The sequence below is a fragment of the Sphingobium sp. genome (assembly GCF_035511395.1).
GTDB lineage: Bacteria > Pseudomonadota > Alphaproteobacteria > Sphingomonadales > Sphingomonadaceae > Sphingobium.
The window spans coordinates 1-15,695 of the sequence record NZ_DATKFP010000456.1; the positions used below are offsets into that span (position 1 = coordinate 1).

A 15,695-nucleotide genomic window follows, 5' to 3' on the forward strand; every position below is an offset into this window, starting at 1 on the left:
TGCCGCTGGAGGCGAAGAAGGCGTGGATCGTGGCGGAAGCCGCCGCCGGCGTGACGGAGATAGAGGTGGGGAGCTTCGTCCCTGCAAAGCTGTTGCCGCAACTGGCCGACACGGCGGAGGTCGTCACCTTTGCCCGGACGATTCCCGGCCTGACCGTCGCGGTGCTGGTGCCCAACCTGCGTGGCGCGCAGGCCGCAATCGAGGCCGGCGCGCACAAGATCACCCTGCCCCTGTCGGTGTCCGAAACCCACAGCATCGCCAATCTGCGCCGTACCCACGATCAGGTGATCGAGGAAGCCCGCGGCATCGCGGAATTGATCGCCACCCTGCCACTGGAACAGCGCCCCCATTTCGAGGGGAGCCTGTCTACCGCCTTCGGTTGCACGCTGGAGGGCGCAATCCCCGATGCGCAGATCGCGCGACTCGCCGGCGCGCTGATGCAGGCCGGTTGCGACGAGGTCGGCCTGTCCGACACCACCGGCTATGCTGATCCCGCAGCGGTGAAGCATCTCATCAAACTGGTGCGCGGCGTTGTGGGCGACGGCGGGCTGACCGGCATCCATCTCCACAATACGCGTGGCCTGGGCCTTGCCAATGTGCTGGCGGCGCTCGACTGTGGGCTCACCACCTTCGACGCATCGGTCGGCGGCCTTGGCGGCTGCCCCTTCGCGCCGGGCGCGTCAGGCAATATCGTCACCGAGGATCTGGCCTTCATGCTGGAGGCGATGGGCCTGGACACCGGGATCGACCTGCAAAAACTGATCGCTGTGCGGTCAATCCTGGCCGACGCGTTGGCGAACGAACCGCTTTACGGCTTCCTGCCCGATGCCGGCCTGCCGCTGGGCTTCCGCCCGGCGCATGAAAGGATCGCGGCCTGAAGGAGGTTTCATGACGATATTGGGCACGAAGATGGTGTCGGACGGCAAGACCGCGCGGCAGATCTTTGACGAGGTGATGGCCAATCCGGCGCGCAGCAAGTTCGGCTTCGGCACCAAGCTCGCCATCGTCAATGTCGACCTCCAAAATGCCTATACGCGGATCGACGAGTTCAAGACCGCCTATGAAACCGACCCGCGCCAGATCGAGCATATCAACACCATATCCCGCCTGGCGCGGCAGAAGGGGATGCCGGTCATCTGGACCCATGTCGCCTATGCCGGCACGGCGGCCGATGCGGGCGTCTGGGGCACGCGGACCAACACGCCCGACTCCCTTCAGAACATCAAATATGGATCGCGCCGCCATGATTTCGACGAGCGGTGCGAAATCGATCCGTCGATCGATGTCGTCTATGACAAGCGGATGCCGTCGGCCTTTTTCGAAACGCCGCTCCAGAGCCTGCTGGTGTGGCACAAGGTCGATACCGTGGTCATCACCGGCGGTTCGACCTCGGGCTGCGTCCGGGCGACGGCAGTCGAAGCGCTGAGCCGCGGCTATCGCACCATCGTCCCCATCGAGACGACCGCCGACAAGCATGAAAGCTATCACTACTCCAACCTGACCGACCTTCAGCTGAAATATGCCGATGTAGAGCCGGTGCAGACGGTGGTCGACTGGCTGGAGAATTATGGTGCGTGAGGGCGCTACCGATCCGGGCCTGTACGATTACCTTCCCTATCGAAACCGCCCAAAGCTGGCATGGCCGGACGGCAAGACGGTCGCCGTCTGGGTGTCGCCTAACCTCGAATATTATGAGTTGGACCCACCGGCCAATCCGCACCGCAAAAGCTGGACGAAACCGCATCCGGACGTCGTCGGATACAGCCACCGGGACCATGCCAATCGCGTGGGCCACTGGCGCATGGCGGATGTCATGACGAAACATGGCTTTCCCGGATCGGTCAGCCTGTCCGTGGCGTTGTGCGATCATATCCCCGAAGTGGTCGAGGATGCCAATGCCCGTGGCTGGGAGTTTTTCAGCCATGGCATCTACAACACCCGCTACAGCTACGGCATGGATGAGGCGCAGGAACGCGCCATCATCGAGGATTCGATCCGCACCGTGCGCAACGCGACCGGACAGACGATCAAGGGCTGGCTCGCCCCCGCACTGACCCATACGCCGCGCACACTGGACCTGATTGCAGAATATGGGTTGAGCTATACCTGCGACCTCTATCATGACGACCAGCCCCAACCGGTGCATGTCGCGCAGAGCCGCCTCATCTCCATGCCCTACAGCCTGGAGGTGAACGATCATTATGGCTTCTTCGTCTACAACATGTCCCCACGCGAATATGCCGACACGCTGATCCGCCAGTTCGACCGGCTGGCGCGCGAAGGCGAGGCGTCGGGCACGGTCATGTGCATTCCGCTGCACAGCTATCTGATCGGCCAGCCCCACCGCATCGGCGCGTTCGAGGAAGTGCTGCGCCACATCGCCGCCGATGGTCGCGCCTGGATCACGCGCAGCGGCGACATCGCCGATCATGTCCTATCGCAGGGAGACGCCCGATGACGCTCGATCCCAGCTATCTCGACTATCCGCGCCGTCAACGGGGTATGGACCATGACCTCTATCCCTGGTCGAATGTGTTCGCGCGCGCGCCGCTGGCCTGGCCGGAGGGACGCAGCGTAGCGGTGCCGATCGTCGTCAGCCTCGAATGGTTTCCGATCCTTCCGAACGACAAACCGTTCCGCGCGCCAGGCCACATGCAGACGGCCTATCCCGACTATCGCCATTACACCTCGCGCGAATATGGGTCGCGGGTAGGCATCTATCGCCTGCTTGATGCCTTTGCCGCAGCGGGAGTGCGCGTCTCGGTCGCGACCAATTCCGCCATCGGCGAACGCTACCCCTCGCTGGTTGCGGATATCGTGGCGGCGGGGCATGAAATCGTTGCGCATTCCACCGACATGAACGGCACGATCGCCAGCGGCCTGCCCGAGGAGGATGAATGCGCGATCATCCTGCAATCGCTCGACTCGCTGCAACAGGCGACGGGCACGCGCCCGCGCGGCTGGCTGTCGATCGCCCGGTCGCAGAGCTTCAATACGCCCAGGCTGCTGGCCGAAGCGGGCGTTGAATTTATGCTCGACTGGGTGAATGACGAACTCCCCTACCGCATGACCACGCCGGCCGGACCGATCGTCAATCTGCCACTCAACCATGAACTGTCGGACCGGCAGATCATCACCGTACAGCAGAATTCGGCCGACAGCTATGCGCAGCAGATGCGCGACGCCTTCGACTGGCTCACAGCGGAGGCGACGGCAACCGGCGCGGCAAGGATGCTGCCGCTGCACCTGACTCCCTACATCATGGCACTGCCCTATCGCATCGATGCACTGGAGGCGTTGCTCCAATGGATAACCAACCGGCCGGAGGCATGGGTCGCCCCGGCGGGCGAGGTGGTGAATGCCGCTGCACTCTGATCTTACCGCCTGACGAGAAAATATGGGCGATCGCAAACGACGATTGCCCATATTAGCATGGTGGATTTCACGATTCTATCCGTCTGTCGGATAGAATATTCTTGGCATCGCTATCAGGTCATCTGTCGGTCACAATTCGGGTCATGGAAAAAGGCGTTCCGATTCGTTCGCTCTCGCGCGGCATTGCCGTGCTTCAGGCTGTCAATCGCGGCAATTCTCTGTCGATGATGGAGATCGCGCGATCGTCCGAAGTCCCATACCCGACCGCCTGCCGCATTGTGCAGACATTGCTGCACGAAGGGCTGATCGAACGGGAACCGGCGCGCAAACGCTATCGACCGACCGCACTGGTGCAGGCGCTGGCGCACGGCTTTCAGGGCGATGCCCAGTTGGTCCGGGCGGCGCGCACCCATATCGTCGACCTGACCCGGCGCGTCGGCTGGCCGATATCGCTGTCGACGCAGGTCGGTCATTCGATGGTGATCCGCGATTCCACCCATGCACTGACGGCGCTGACCTTCAGCCATTATCATCCCGGCTTCACCCTGCCGATCCTGGAGTGCGCGGCGGGTCACGCCTATCTGGCCAATATCGGCGAGACGGAGCGAACCGAACTGTTCCGCGCGATCAAGCTGCTGCCCAAGCGGGTCAATATGCATGTCATCGACCTGATGGAAAATGGCGATCTGGTCGAACAGATACGCGGCGCGGGCTTCGCGACGCGTGGCTATAACCAATTCACGCGCAATCCCGGCAAGACGTCCTCGATCGCCGTGCCGATTCTGACCCGCAAGGGCACGGTCGCTGGGGCGCTGACGCTGGCCTTCTTCGCGTCAGCGACGAAGATGAGCGATGCTGTCGCGCAGTTCGTGGTACCGCTCAAGGCGACCGCCGAAGCGATCAGCGGCGATCTGGACTGACGGGCGCGACGACAACCCCGCGCCCTGCGCCTTCACTTGAGATCGGGCTGCCAGATGCGCGGCTCCACGCGCGGCGTCGCGGGATCGGCATAGCGGCTGACCGGACGATCCAGACCCAGATGCTCGCGCAGCGTCGTCCCCTCATAGGCGGTGCGGAACAGGCCGCGCCGCTGGAGTTCGGGCACAACCTTGGCGACGAAAACCTCCAGCTGGTCGGGCAGCACCGGCGGGACGATTACGAAGCCATCGGCAGCCTTGGCATTGAACCATTCCTCCATCGCATCGGCAATCTGCACCGGCGTGCCGGTCAACGCTGCGCTGGTGCGGCCCGCCGCGATCCGGCGGGCGAGCTGGAGGATAGTGACTTCCCCATCACGCGACATTTCGGCGACGCGTGCCTGGATCGAGCGGGCGGCATTGCTGTCGGGCATGTCGGGCAGCGGGCCGTTCAGGTTCAGCTTGGACAGATCCAGCGTCTGGCCGATCTGCATCTGCAACATCGCGATGGCGAGATCGGGATGGACGAGCGATTCCAGTTCCGCCTCGATCGCACGCGCTTCCTCTTCCGTATCGGCGACCAGCGGCTGGATCGCCGGCATAATCTTGCAGGAGTCAGGCGAGCGGCCGGCGGCAACGACTTGCTCCTTCAACGCAGCGTAGAATTTGGCGGCGCTCGGAACATTGGGATGGGACGTGAAGACGACTTCGGCGGTTTGCGCGGCCAGCGCCTGCCCGGCATCGGACGATCCCGCCTGCACGATCACGGGATACCCCTGTGGCGGACGAGCGCAGGTCAAGGGACCAGCGACGCGGAAATGCTCGCCCTGATGCTCCAGCGCATGGACCTTGGCCGGATCGAAATAGCGGCCGGCTGCCTGATCGACCTCGACCGCATCTTCCTCGAAACTGTCCCAAAGGCCCGTAACTACCTCCAGAAACTCACCGGCGCGGGCATAGCGTTCCGCATGACCGAAATGCTGATCGCGGCCAAAATTGCGTGCTTCATTCTGGCTCGTTGATGTGACGACATTCCACCCCGCTCGTCCCCCGCTCAGATGATCGAGCGTCGCCATCCGCCGCGCCACGGCATAAGGTTCGTTATAGCTGGTTGAGAGGGTGCAGATGAGGCCGAGCCTGTCGGTACTCGCGGCGAGCGCGCCGAGCAGCACCAGCGGATCGACCCGCAGCGCGTCCACCCGCGAATAGGCGTCCCGGCCAACGATCGTGCGATAACCCTGCGCATCTGCAAAGAAGATCGCGTCGAACAGGCCTGCTTCGGCAACCTTTGCAAGATGGGTGTAATATTTCAGACTATGTTGTCCGCCGGACGGGGTAGCCTTGCGCCAGCCGGCGACATGCGCACCCAGGGCCGATGGAAAGGCGAGCATGTGCATCTGACGCGGTGCGCTCATCGCTGGTCTCCTTGATGGGAGCCGCTGAGCTATCATAGTGAGCGGCGCGCCAAATCGATGCGGGAAAAATGACCGCATGGTGGACATAAGCTTCCATTTTTGCCTGACAGGTGGATAGTTTTTCACCCCGATTGGACTTGTCCGTGCCGATCCGCCCTCCTGCCCCCACAACAACAAAGGCCGACACAAGATCGCGCCTTGCCTTTCGCAGGACTCAATTCCAGCATTTATAAAGGGGTATGGATATGTTCGGTCGGTCACAAATGAAGTTGCGCGTGGGTCTATTTGCTTCTGCCGCCGTCGTGGGCGTCATGATGATACCGAACCTCGCCTTCGCCCAAACCGATGCAGCCCCCCAGGCCGACGCAAATGGCGGCCTTGCCGAAATTACCGTAACCGCGCGCAAGGTCGGTGAAAATCTGGTCGATACGCCGGTCGCGATCACCGCGCTGACCGCCGAGGCACTGAGCGCCCGCGGCGTGCAGGGCTTCCAGGAACTCAACGACTTCGTACCAGGCCTGCGCTACCAGAACAGCGCCGCCAACCGGAACGACCGCAGCTTCCACACCTATTCGATGCGCGGCATGTTCCCCGGCGACTCCCCCAACCGTCAGGCCGTGACCGTCTTCGTAGACGGCGTGCCTGTCCCGTCGGGCGCCATTCCGGGCATGACCGACGTCCAGCGTGTCGAGGTCGTAAAGGGCCCGCAAAGCGCCTATTTTGGCCGCTCGACCTTTGCCGGCGCGATCAATTTCATCACCGCGCCGCCCTCGCTGACTGATTTCCATGGGTCGATCGATGCGTCTCTCGATCTCTATTCGACGGTCAACGTCAAGGCGAGCGTCGAAGGACCGATCATCGCCGACAAGATCGGCGTCCGTCTGTCGGGCACCTATTATTATACCGACGGCCAGTATCGTAATGTCGGCTTCGGCGGAACGCTGGGCCAGCGCGAAACGAAGTCGGTCGCCGGCTCGATCATCATCAAACCGATCGAGACGCTGACCATTCGCGGTTACGGCACCTATTGGCAGGACAGCGACGGCCCGACCGCGCAGGCGCTGCTTGGCGAGTCCGACTATAATTGCAACACGGGCGGTACCGGTCGCGTGCCTGTCGGCAGCACCACCGGTTTCAACACCATCTGCGGCAATCTGGGCGATATCGCCACGTCCAAAATGTCGCAGAACACCCGCGCCAAGGGCAGCAATAATTTCGGCGGCGTGACCGATCCGGCGGTTGGTGCCGTCCTTCCCGCCGACTTCATCGATCATCTGGGTCTGGAACGCGAAGCCTATCAGGCCTACGGTATGTTCGACTGGGAACTGGGCGACTATACATTGTCGGGTTCAGTGTCGCACAGCGGCAACGACTGGGCGGTGCTGACCGATACCTATAACCGCGCGGACACGACCGGCTATTCCTCCACCGTACTGCTGCCATACAATATTGACAACACCTCGGCCGAACTTCGGCTGGCGACGCCGGAATATGGTCCGCTCAGCTTCATGGTCGGCGGCAATTATTATTGGGAAAGCATCAATTTCTTCACCCGCGCCTATCGCCCGTCCACCAGCGCCACTCCGGCCAATCTCGGCGTGCCGACCGACTATCGCGCCCGCACCTGGGGCGCCTTCGGATCGGCCAACCTCAAGATCACCGACAGCCTCAAGCTGAGTGGCGAGGCCCGCTATCAGTGGGACACGATCAATCATATCGCCTATAGCGCATCGACCGGCGCGACCGTCACTGACCTGTCGCAGACCTTCAAGTCCTTCTCTCCGCGCGTCATCCTGAACTATGAACTGGCGCCGGCCGCCAGCACCTATCTGTCCTGGTCGAAGGGCACCCGCCCTGGCACGTTCAACACCAACTATCTCGCGTTCAGCCCGGCTATCCAGGCGCAGCTGACCGCCAATGCGCCGGGCGGATCGGTGCCGGTCGCGGTGGCGGAAGAAAAGCTCACCATGTATGAATTCGGCTTCAAGGGCGAACTGTTCGACCGCAAGCTGCGCATCCTGTCCGCCTTCTATTATGGCAAATGGCGCGACCGCCAGATCAACCAGAATGTCCCCTATACGATCGGCACGACGACCTCGACTGCGACGCTGACCTTCCCCAACGGGTCGACCAACGTCTATGGCGTGGAACTGGAAGCGACTTACAAGCCGAGCCGTCCCTGGACCTTCGAAGGCACATTCAACTGGGCGAAGACGGACATCCGCTTCACCGACTGTTCCGAATGCGTGCAGGATTCCGGTGTGCGCAATCCTGTTGGCGACCTGATGGAGCGCTACCCGGAATTTTCCGGTTCCGCCGCGGCGACCTATGAGCAGCCGATCGACGACATGTGGACCGGATCGATCCGCCTCGACTATGTCTACACCGGCAAGCAATATGCGACGTCGGACAATACGGCCTGGATCAATTCGGCCAGCAAGTTCAACCTGCGCCTGGGTATCAATTCGGACAAATACACGTTCGAAATCTTCGCTCGCAACCTGACCGACGACAAGACGCCGTCGAACCTGCTGCGCAACACCAATCCGAACAGCAGCGTCACGCAGGGCCTCAACACCTTCATTCTTGCGGCACCGGAACGCCGCACGGTGGGCATGCGCGGCGTGGCACGCTTCTAAAGCGGGGCGGGCGGCGCCAGGTCATGCCGGCGTCGCCCTTTTTTCCTCTTTTCCGGGACAATTTAGATGCTTCTCAACCGCGCACGCGCCGATGCCATTATGGATCGCGAAGGGCTGGACGGACTGATCGCCGTCGCACCGATCAACGTCTATTATCTGTCGGATTATTGGGGCGCGCTGATGCGGATGCGGCGCAGCTTCTACAATTATGCCCTGCTGCCACGCGATCATGACAAGCCGGCTGCGCTGATCGTGACCGGGGTGGAGCATCTGCGCTTTTTCCACCGCCCGGAATCCACCTGGATGCCGAACATCCAGAGCTATGTGCATCCCGTTTATTGCGACCGGCGCGACTTCGATCCCGATGTCGAGGATCCCGAGCATGTCGAATATGGCATGAAATGGCCGATCAAGCATGACCAGCTTTCCCCGCGCGACGAGGAATATCTGCAATTCATGGAGGGCAATCGCGGCAACGCCTCCGTGAATGCGCTCTACGCGCTCAAGAAGGCCGTGCAGGATGCTGGCCTGACCGACGCCCGCCTTGCCTCCGACGACCCGCGTGTCGGCCCGTGGTTGCAGGAGATCGGCCTACCCGACATCAAGGTGGTGGAGGGCACCACCACCTTCCGCGACATCCGCATGGTCAAGACGCCCGACGAAATCGCCATCATGCGCAAGGTTGCGAAGATGAACGAGGAAGCGCTGGAGGCCGTGATCGACAATCTTCAGGTCGGGATGCCGCGCGACGATCTGGAGATCATCTACAACACCGAAATCGCCAAGCGCGGCGGTCGCGGCCTCTATCTCGCTACCGGGCAGAACGGCACCAACAACAATATGGGCCGGGTGCTGGCGGATGAAACCATCACCTTCGACGGCTTGTGCGAATATCGCAACTATCATGGCGACCTTGGCAGGATTGCCCTGTGCGGCACCCCGCGCCCGGATATCGTCGAGCGCGTGAAAGCGCTGGAGGTGGGGTGCGAGACGGTGCTCAGGGTCGTGAAGCCCGGCGTTACCGGCCGTGAAGTGTCCGACGCGGTGATCGAAGCCGTGCGCAAGGCGGGCTTTCCCGGCTTCTTCTTCGCCACGCCCCATTCCATTGGCCTCGAACATTCGGACCACAAGATCCCGATCGGCCCCACCCTGCCCGGCGGCAATGGCGAGTTCGTATTCGAGGAGAATATGATCTTCTCGCTCGACATGCCCTATTATGAGATCGGCTGGGGCAACCTGCATACCGAGGACCAGATATTAGTCACCGCCAATGGCGTCGAGCCACTTACCAACTGCGATACGTCGCTCCGGATCAGGCCTGGCGGCTGATACTGTAATCCCCATCTCCAATCCAAATAGCGGAGCCGCATATGGCGGATCCGCTATTTCGATACCGCCTCGCTTTCGTCATTGCGGTACCGATTGCGCTATCGGAACGGTTTGCACAAAGGGTGAACCTTGACGGTCCGCCGATGTCGTAGAGCCTCCGGCTACAGGACAGTTCATGTCCGTCCTGAAACGTCGCTCACCGCCGATAGCCTGCCAGATGCAGCGCGCCGTCGAGCGGATCACCCAGCATAGGGCTGAGCCGCGCGACCGTCCGCGCCCGCAGCCAGGGCTGCATACGGGGCGCAAGGCCGCCGACCAGCGTGCAACGGCTCGCGCCGCGCTCGAAGATCGTCTCGATGAAACGCTCGATATGCTGGACCGCGTCCTCCACGATGGACCGGGCGATCGTGTCGTCCGCTTCGGCATAGTCCATCACCAGCGGCGCAAAGCTGCCATAATCCCTGGGTGTCGCCTGATCCATCCAGCCGATGGCCTGCGCCGTATCATGACCGAACCGCTCGGTTACCGCACGGCTGAGCGGCGTCGCCTGCGTCCGCCCGTCGAGCGCGCGCAAGGCGTGACGCATCGCGCTGAGCCCCAACGCCGCGCCGCTGCCCTCGTCGGAAATGGGAAAGCCATAGCCGCCGATGGTGAAGTCCCGTCCGCCCGCGCGCACTTGCGCGATGCTGCCGGTGCCCAGGATCAGGATCGCGCCATCCGCGCCGCCATGCGCGCCCAGATTGGCGATGAAGGCGTCCGTCTCATAGGCGACCGAAGCGAAGGGAAAGGTGAAGTCGCGCAGCGCATCGCGCACGCCGGGTCGCGAAATGCCGGCAATGCCCATGCCGGCGCGGATCGCAGCGACCTGCACCTGTGACAGCCCGGCCTCCAAAATCGCCTGCTCGGACACGGCGTGCAATTCGGCATATAGTGCTTCCAGCCCGATCCGCGCATTGGCAGTCCCGCCCTGCCCCATGCCGATCACCCTGCCATCCGCCGCAATCAATCGCGCCCGGCAATTGCTGCCGCCGGCATCGATGCCCATAAAATAGCTCATGAGCGCGCCGTCTCCTTCTGCTCGTCGCCCCAATAGCGCGCTCGCGCGGTCTGACCTATACCGGGGTTGCACTGGTTGCGCGGATCGATCTGACGATAGAAGCCCTCCAGCGCAGGCTTCGCCTTGTAGAGATGGCCGACATTATGCTCGGCCGGATATTCCGCTCCCCGCTCGTCCAGTAACGCCCAGATACGATGCTCGAACGCCAGCGGATCGACGCCCTTGCGCACGATATAATCCTGATGGAACACATGGCAGAGAAAATGGCCGTAATAGAGGCTATGGATGCTCTGCTCCGCAAGGTCCGGTGGCAATATCTCTTGCCAATCCAGTATATTGCGCGGCAGGGCGACGTCCAGCGGAACGATATCCTCCACCTCCTCCCGATGCACTGCGCGATAGCGCACCGCCGCACCCGCCGCAACGAAACGGTGCAGGAACGCCTTGGCCGCCAGTTCGGGCGTACATTCGAAATAGGCGCCTTCGCCCGTGTCGAACAATGACGCCAGCAAGGCGCGTGTCTCCACCAGCGACGCATGCGGCATCTTGAGCAGTAGATGATGCTCGAATCGGTCGCGATAGTCCCGCATCTGCGGCGGCAGATGATCGGGCAGCAACCGACCGATCCGCTGCATCATGCGATCGCTGAACCCGTCGCCCACGAAGGGCAACGCATCCATCCGCGACTTGAGCGCAAAGAGGCTAGGCAGCCGATCGGTCCCCAGCCGCTCGATCGCGACGAACATGTCCTTGCCATAGCGATCGGCGATATCGAACGCATCGCGGTGCATATATTCGCCCGCGATCGGCAAGCTGGCAAAATCGCCCAGTAACGCACGGCGGATCGCGGTCAGCTGCGCCGGATCATTGGTGCCGATATAGAAGGTCGCCGCCCCTTCTTCCTTCGCGAAACTATCGAGCCGCACGGCAAAGACGATCAGCTTGCCCGCGCTGCCCGCTGCCTCGAACAGGCATCGGCTGTCGGCATTGAAGCGCGCGGGCGTGCTACTGTCAATATCGCGCACATGGTCGGCATAGGCATGGTCATGCGCCCAGCGATCCGTCGCTACGTCTACATCGCTTTCCGTGAAATCGCCGCTGTCCAGCCGGCGTAGCATCTCCTCGGGATCATTGCCCAGCGCAACGCCCAGATGATTGACCAGTCGCAGCCCGCCGTCCGCATCCACGACGGCGTAGAGGCTGAGTTGGGTATAGGCCGGCCCGCGCTGCACCAGCGATCCGCCCGAATTGTTGCACACGCCGCCCACCACCGACGCGCCGAAACAGGAGGAGCCGATCACCGAATGCGGCTCGCGTCCCAGCGGCGCCAGCGCCTTTTCCAGCGCATATAGCGTCGTGCCCGGCAGGCAGATGACCTGCGCGCCGTTCCGCACCAGATGCAGCCAGTCGATCCGCGTCGTGCTGATAATGACGCATCCGCCGGGATAATCGTCACCATCGGGAGTCGATCCGCCGGTCAACCCGGTATTGGACGCCTGCATGATGATCGACACATCGGCGGCGACGCAGGCCTGCACGACGCGCCATTGCTCGATCAGGCTGCCCGGCCGCACCACCGCCAGCGCCTCGCCCGATCCTGTGCGATAGCCATGACGATAGCGCGCCGTCGCCTGCGCACCCGTCAGCACATGGCGCGACCCGACGATGGCGCGCAATGTGCCGATCAACGCGTTCATTCGCCAACCTCGCTCATCTGCCCGCCGATCCAGCTTCGCCGCACCCGCCGATCCGCATCGATATGGACGAGGTCCGCGCGCAACCCCGGTACGATCGCACCCGTTTCGGCATCCAGCCGCAGGAAGCGCGCCGGATTGCCGCTCGCCATGCGCGACGCCTCAACCATGGAGCAACCCATCATGTCCATGGCGTTGCGGAAGGCCTGCGCCATGCTGAGCGCCGATCCGGCCAGCGTCCCGTCCGGCCCACGACAGGTGCCGTCGACCACATGAATCTCCTGCCTCATCAGAGTGAAGCTCTGCCGTTCGCCCCCGACTGGCGGCATGGCGTCCGTCACCAGCATCGCCCCATCCAGACCGCGCGCCGCCAGCGCCACACGCATCGCGGCAGGATGGACATGCAACCCATCGACGATCAGTCCGAAATGGCTGTTCCGGTCGAGTAGCGCGGCGGCGACCATGCCCGGCTCCCTGCTCCCCAATTGCGTCATGGCATTGAACAAATGGGTGAAACCGGCCAGCCCTTCACCCAGCGCGGCGACGGTCTGCTCATAATCGGCAAGGCTATGACCCGCAGCGACCAGCACGCTCGCATCGGCCAGCGCTCGGATCGCACCGGCCGGCGCCAGTTCAGGCGCCAGCGTGACGATCCGCCGCCCGATCGTGGGACGCGTCAACCGCTCCAGCACCTGCGGGTCGATGGCGGTGAACTTGGCGGCGTCGTGAATGCCCTTCTTCACCGGGTTGAGGTGCGGCCCCTCGATATGGACGCCCAGAACGCCCGGCACTCCCTGCACCAACGCCGCCTCTCCCGCCGCGATCGCCGCATCGACCACATCGGCATCATCGCTGATCAGCGTCGGTAGCAGTCCGGTCGTCCCGAAACGCCGATGCGCCGCCGCGATCATGCGGATGCCATCGATGTCCGGCCGGTCGTTCAGCAATATGTCGCCGCCGCCATTGACCTGCGTATCGATGAAGCCCGGCAGCAGCCAGCCGCCATCCAGATTGATCTCGACGCATCCCGACAGCTGCGCATCGCGCGCCACGATCCCGCCGATACGCCCGCCTTCTACCAGCAGCGCGCTATCGGTCACGATCCGATCCGGCAATAGGATGTCTGCCCCGACGAGCGCCTCGATGCTCATAACGTCCGTGTCACCTTGGCCAAATGCGGCGGCTTGTCGGGGTTGCGCCCACGCGCCAACGACAGGGTGTTGGCCAAGCCATAGAAGCTCTGGATCTGCGCGATGGCACTGATAACCGGATGCACATCAATCTGCCCCGGCAGCGCTAGCGTTGCCGCAGCGACATCATCGGGATGACCGGCCGCGATCACCTGCGCCCCGCGTGACCGGAAATCCTCCAGCCGCTCGCGAAGCCCCGCCCGCGCCTCATCCATCGGCCCCAATGCCAGCACCGGATCGCCTTCGCCGATCAGCGTCATCGGCCCATGGGCTACCTCCGCGATGCTGAACGCTTCGGCATGCAGGCTCGACGTCTCCTTGAATTTCAGCGCCGCCTCGCCTGCAATCGGCAGGGTAAGCCCGCGCCCCAACACCAGCATGGTGTCCGCATCACGCAGCAACGGCACCGCGCCGGACCAATCGGCTGCCACTGCCCTGCGCAGCACATCGCCAACCGACGGCAACGCCTCCTTCAAGCTCTGGTCTCCGCTCCATTCGGCGACCAGATGGGTGAGCGCCACCAAAGTTCCAATAAAACTCTTGGTCGCCGCCACGCTCTTTTCCAGGCCGGCATGAATGGGGATACAGATGTCCGCCATCTCCGCCAGCGGTGACGCGTCATCATTGACGATCGACACCAGCAGCGCGCCCTGCCGTTGCGCATCCTCAGCCGCCGCGATCAGGTCCGGACTGCGGCCCGACTGAGAAATGGCGATCAGCGGCACGCCTTTGAACCGCGGTGACGTCGCGCGGTAGAGCGATCCGATCGACGGTGCATGGCTCAGCGTCGGAATGGCGGCCCGCGTCTCCAGCAATATCTTGGCAAAGGCCGCCGCCTGGTCCGAACTGCCCCGCGCCAAAGTCGCGGCAAAGGGCGGCGCCAATGCCCGCAGCCGCGCACCAGCCTCCCGCATCAGAACGGCATTGCGCGCAATCTGCGCCTCGCACCGGTCCGGCGCTTGCGCCGTCTCGCGCGCCATCAGGGTGGCGACGGTTTCATCAGAATGATCGGTCATGCCGAAACAATACCAAAACACTGGATAAGGGCAATTGGAATTAATTTGGTTGCATCAAACTGTGCTAAGGATAATACCACATGAACGGATTGCTCAATGCGCGCAGCGCAATGGCCATTTCCGAAGTTGAACCGATCAGGGCCAAGCGTCAACGGCCGATCACGGAGCATATATGAGCACCGAAGCCATCGATCCACGCTATGTCGACATCGACCAATGGCCCACCATCCGGGCGGTCGAGGCGATGCTGGAGGGACAGATGGCCGCCGTCGCCGCGATCGGATCGCAGACCGGCCGCATCGCCCAGGCGGCCGAGGAGGCCGCCGCCCGCCTCGGCACCCAGGGGCGACTGGTCTATGCCGGCGCCGGCACATCCGGCCGGATCGCGGTTCAGGATGGCGTGGAACTCTATCCTACCTATAACTGGCCACAGGAACGGCTGCTGTTCCTGATGGCCGGCGGCCTCGTCGCACTCACCGAAGCGGCCGAAGGCGCAGAGGACGACGCCAAAGCCGCTCGCGCCGAAATCGCCGATGCCCATGTCGGCCCGCAGGATGTGGTGATCGGCGTCGCCGCCAGCGGCCGCACCCCCTATACCGTCGCCGCCATCGCCGCCGCGCGCGAAGCCGGCGCGCTCACCGTGGGCATCGCCAATAACGACGGCACCGCCCTGCTTTCCGCCGCCGACCATGGGCTGGTGGCGGCGACCGGCACCGAAATCGTCGCCGGCTCCACCCGGATGAAGGCCGGCACCGCGCAAAAGGCAATGCTCAACATGCTGTCGACCGCGATCATGTTGCGCATGGGCCTCGTCTATCGCGGGCGGATGGTGAACATGCGCATCTCGAACGAAAAGCTGCGCTTGCGCGGGCAGGCCATGGTGCGCGACATAGCGGGCGTGGATATGGACGACGCCGCGCGCGCACTCGATGCCGTCGGACAGGATATCAAGCAGGCGGTGCTGGTGGCCATGGGGGTGGCGACCGAGGAAGCGCACCGTCTTCTCGATATCCACAGCCAGAATCTGCCGGCCGCCATGCGCGCCGTGCAACGGGGGGAATAA

General features: G+C 63.1%; 13 protein-coding genes. 8 read left to right on the plus strand and 5 right to left on the minus strand.

The window, feature by feature from the left end:
• From VMR39_RS30260 to VMR39_RS30280, 5 genes are all read left to right on the plus strand, one after another.
• The coding region (locus tag VMR39_RS30260; protein WP_325422233.1) for a hydroxymethylglutaryl-CoA lyase at positions 1-878 on the plus strand (878 nt) is incomplete at its 5' end.
• 10 nt (positions 879-888) lie between these two features.
• On the plus strand, positions 889-1,578 hold the full coding sequence (locus VMR39_RS30265) for an isochorismatase family protein (RefSeq protein WP_325422235.1): 690 nt from the start codon (positions 889-891) through the stop codon (positions 1,576-1,578).
• A complete protein-coding gene (locus VMR39_RS30270) occupies positions 1,571-2,458 on the plus strand; it encodes a polysaccharide deacetylase family protein (RefSeq protein ID WP_325422237.1) in 888 nt (295 codons plus the stop codon). Before VMR39_RS30265 ends, VMR39_RS30270 begins: the two co-directional genes overlap by 8 nt.
• Positions 2,455-3,375, plus strand: a complete 921-nt coding sequence (locus VMR39_RS30275) for a polysaccharide deacetylase family protein (RefSeq protein ID WP_325422238.1) — start codon at positions 2,455-2,457, stop codon at positions 3,373-3,375. The genes VMR39_RS30270 and VMR39_RS30275 overlap by 4 nt, the downstream gene beginning before the upstream one ends.
• 101 nt (positions 3,376-3,476) lie before the next feature.
• Positions 3,477-4,295, plus strand: coding sequence for a helix-turn-helix domain-containing protein (locus tag VMR39_RS30280; protein ID WP_325422239.1), 819 nt, complete (start codon positions 3,477-3,479; stop codon positions 4,293-4,295).
• A gap of 32 nt (positions 4,296-4,327) precedes the next feature.
• Here the strand turns inward: VMR39_RS30280 and VMR39_RS30285 are convergent, their stop codons facing one another.
• Entirely contained in the window at positions 4,328-5,707 is a 1,380-nt protein-coding gene (locus VMR39_RS30285; protein ID WP_325422241.1) for an LLM class flavin-dependent oxidoreductase, read from the minus strand.
• A gap of 275 nt (positions 5,708-5,982) precedes the next feature.
• Here VMR39_RS30285 and VMR39_RS30290 point away from each other — a divergent pair, with 275 nt between their 5' ends.
• Together VMR39_RS30290 and VMR39_RS30295 are read left to right on the plus strand one after the other, a co-directional pair.
• A complete protein-coding gene (locus tag VMR39_RS30290; RefSeq protein WP_325422243.1) occupies positions 5,983-8,346 on the plus strand; it encodes a TonB-dependent receptor in 2,364 nt (787 codons plus the stop codon).
• Between the two features lie 66 nt (positions 8,347-8,412).
• Positions 8,413-9,675 carry a M24 family metallopeptidase gene (locus tag VMR39_RS30295; RefSeq protein ID WP_325422244.1) on the plus strand — a complete coding sequence of 421 codons (1,263 nt, stop codon included), beginning with the start codon at positions 8,413-8,415 and terminating at the stop codon, positions 9,673-9,675.
• A 196-nt stretch (positions 9,676-9,871) separates the two neighbouring features.
• Here the strand turns inward: VMR39_RS30295 and VMR39_RS30300 are convergent, their stop codons facing one another.
• Genes VMR39_RS30300 through VMR39_RS30315 form a run of 4 tightly spaced genes read right to left on the minus strand, consistent with a single transcriptional unit; the run spans position 9,872 to position 14,632 of the window.
• Positions 9,872-10,732: a BadF/BadG/BcrA/BcrD ATPase family protein gene (locus tag VMR39_RS30300; RefSeq protein WP_325422246.1), complete on the minus strand. Its 861-nt coding sequence runs from the start codon at positions 10,730-10,732 to the stop codon at positions 9,872-9,874.
• The gene (dld, locus tag VMR39_RS30305) at positions 10,729-12,429 is read right to left on the minus strand and encodes a D-lactate dehydrogenase (RefSeq protein WP_325422247.1); all 1,701 of its coding nucleotides are present in this window, start codon (positions 12,427-12,429) and stop codon (positions 10,729-10,731) included. The genes VMR39_RS30300 and dld overlap by 4 nt, the downstream gene beginning before the upstream one ends.
• On the minus strand, positions 12,426-13,577 hold the full coding sequence (gene nagA / locus VMR39_RS30310) for an N-acetylglucosamine-6-phosphate deacetylase (RefSeq protein WP_325422248.1): 1,152 nt from the start codon (positions 13,575-13,577) through the stop codon (positions 12,426-12,428). Before nagA ends, dld begins: the two co-directional genes overlap by 4 nt.
• Positions 13,574-14,632, minus strand: a complete 1,059-nt coding sequence (locus VMR39_RS30315; RefSeq protein ID WP_325422249.1) for an SIS domain-containing protein — start codon at positions 14,630-14,632, stop codon at positions 13,574-13,576. Before VMR39_RS30315 ends, nagA begins: the two co-directional genes overlap by 4 nt.
• 172 nt (positions 14,633-14,804) lie before the next feature.
• Between VMR39_RS30315 and VMR39_RS30320 the strand changes: the two genes are divergently transcribed.
• On the plus strand, positions 14,805-15,695 hold the full coding sequence (locus tag VMR39_RS30320; protein ID WP_325422251.1) for an N-acetylmuramic acid 6-phosphate etherase: 891 nt from the start codon (positions 14,805-14,807) through the stop codon (positions 15,693-15,695).

Excerpts from the sequence above, each read along its gene's own strand:
- VMR39_RS30295 (WP_325422244.1), top strand. The coding sequence starts at position 8,413 with ATGCTTCTCAACCGCGCACGCGCCGATGCCATTATGGATCGCGAAGGG.
- nagA (WP_325422248.1), bottom strand. The coding sequence starts at position 13,577 with ATGAGCATCGAGGCGCTCGTCGGGGCAGACATCCTATTGCCGGATCGG.
- dld (WP_325422247.1), bottom strand. The coding sequence starts at position 12,429 with ATGAACGCGTTGATCGGCACATTGCGCGCCATCGTCGGGTCGCGCCAT.
- VMR39_RS30320 (WP_325422251.1), top strand. The coding sequence starts at position 14,805 with ATGAGCACCGAAGCCATCGATCCACGCTATGTCGACATCGACCAATGG.
- VMR39_RS30285 (WP_325422241.1), bottom strand. The coding sequence starts at position 5,707 with ATGAGCGCACCGCGTCAGATGCACATGCTCGCCTTTCCATCGGCCCTG.
- VMR39_RS30315 (WP_325422249.1), bottom strand. The coding sequence starts at position 14,632 with ATGACCGATCATTCTGATGAAACCGTCGCCACCCTGATGGCGCGCGAG.
- VMR39_RS30265 (WP_325422235.1), top strand. The coding sequence starts at position 889 with ATGACGATATTGGGCACGAAGATGGTGTCGGACGGCAAGACCGCGCGG.
- VMR39_RS30300 (WP_325422246.1), bottom strand. The coding sequence starts at position 10,732 with ATGAGCTATTTTATGGGCATCGATGCCGGCGGCAGCAATTGCCGGGCG.
- VMR39_RS30275 (WP_325422238.1), top strand. The coding sequence starts at position 2,455 with ATGACGCTCGATCCCAGCTATCTCGACTATCCGCGCCGTCAACGGGGT.